General features: G+C 42.0%; 1 protein-coding gene. It reads right to left on the bottom strand.

All coding sequences use genetic code 11. The features are described 5' to 3' along the window. Positions 1-95: 95 nt before the first annotated feature. Positions 96-1064: a choice-of-anchor I domain-containing protein gene (locus tag H5187_RS23620; RefSeq protein WP_182798482.1), complete on the bottom strand. Its 969-nt coding sequence runs from the start codon at positions 1062-1064 to the stop codon at positions 96-98. Positions 1065-1186: the final 122 nt, after the last annotated feature.

The following is a 1186-nucleotide window of genomic DNA, read 5'->3' as shown; positions in this document are numbered from 1 at the left end:
ATCAGCTAAAAGCAGAAACAAGCTTTAATAAAGGCATGCCCGCAAAACAGAAAAAAGCTATGCGCAGTACAGGTTACCTTGAAAAGGTATTGAAATCATAGGCTTTTTTCATGCTCTTGCCCTGCGTTATAGTCTTCACTCGGTTCGCCTTCGTCAGCGGTGATGATTAATTTACCATCGGGACTGAAAGTTACCATATCTGGCAGTGCTCCGACCGCAGATATCATTTCAAGCTCATAACTACTCGTGTTAAACATAGCAACAACGCCAGTATCAGTTTTCACGCCTGACTCGATCGCAGCGGCAAGTTTTCCGTTTGATACTGCGACAGAATTAACACCTGCACCGTAATAGCTAATATCAATTGCACCAAGTGTTGCAATGTTATTTGGGTTAGCAAAATCAATCACTTCAATACGAGGAGCGTTAAGCAAGCTGCCGTTATTTACTACGAATAAACGTTTTGTTTGTGCATCATAAGCCGTGATCTCTGCGGCGCCTTCACCACCTTCAATTAACAAGCGTGATGCAAAATCAAACTTGCCTTCGTTGTTTTCACTATAGACGGTGATATTACCACTGTCTTCGTTTGCAACTACCAGCTGCGCTTTTGACGTTGGGCTTTGATCAGCGGTTATAAATAACACCCCTTCTGGCGCATCATCACCTTGGGTAACGAGCATTTGCACAAAACTTACGGCATTAACATCACTAATATCATATACTGCAACCGCATCAGCACGCTCTAAAGCAATAAATGCATAGCGCTTATTGGCAACCATACCTGTTGTTACACTCTCAGGCTCAGTGCCTTTCGCATCACTGCGACCATCTGGGTAAACGCCGGCTTTATTAGCTTCAAAGGCAAGTGATGAACCACTATCAAACACCTGCTCACCGGTATCACCATTGAAGATTGAGAATGAACGTGCACCAAAACTATAGAGTTTATTATGACTTGATGCTGCAGTATCAGAATCAACATATTGCGATACTAATAAACGCCCTAATTCGACGTTGTTTTGTAATATACTTACGTCTGTAAATACCGACTCATCAAGCACCTAAGGGATCCCCAAAAATAATTATTAAGTTTCAATTACATCACTCACATCCATATTTTTCCAATCGATTTGCACTACTACCTGTACGAAATAGGCTAGTCCTTCCAAATAATCTCGCCGTC

Origin of the sequence: Pseudoalteromonas sp. SG44-1 (genome assembly GCF_014164315.1) — a bacterium.
Taxonomy (GTDB): Bacteria; Pseudomonadota; Gammaproteobacteria; order Enterobacterales; family Alteromonadaceae; genus Pseudoalteromonas; species Pseudoalteromonas rhizosphaerae.
The sequence above is the reverse complement of the archived record's forward strand: the minus strand, read 5'-3'. Positions and strand labels throughout refer to the sequence as shown.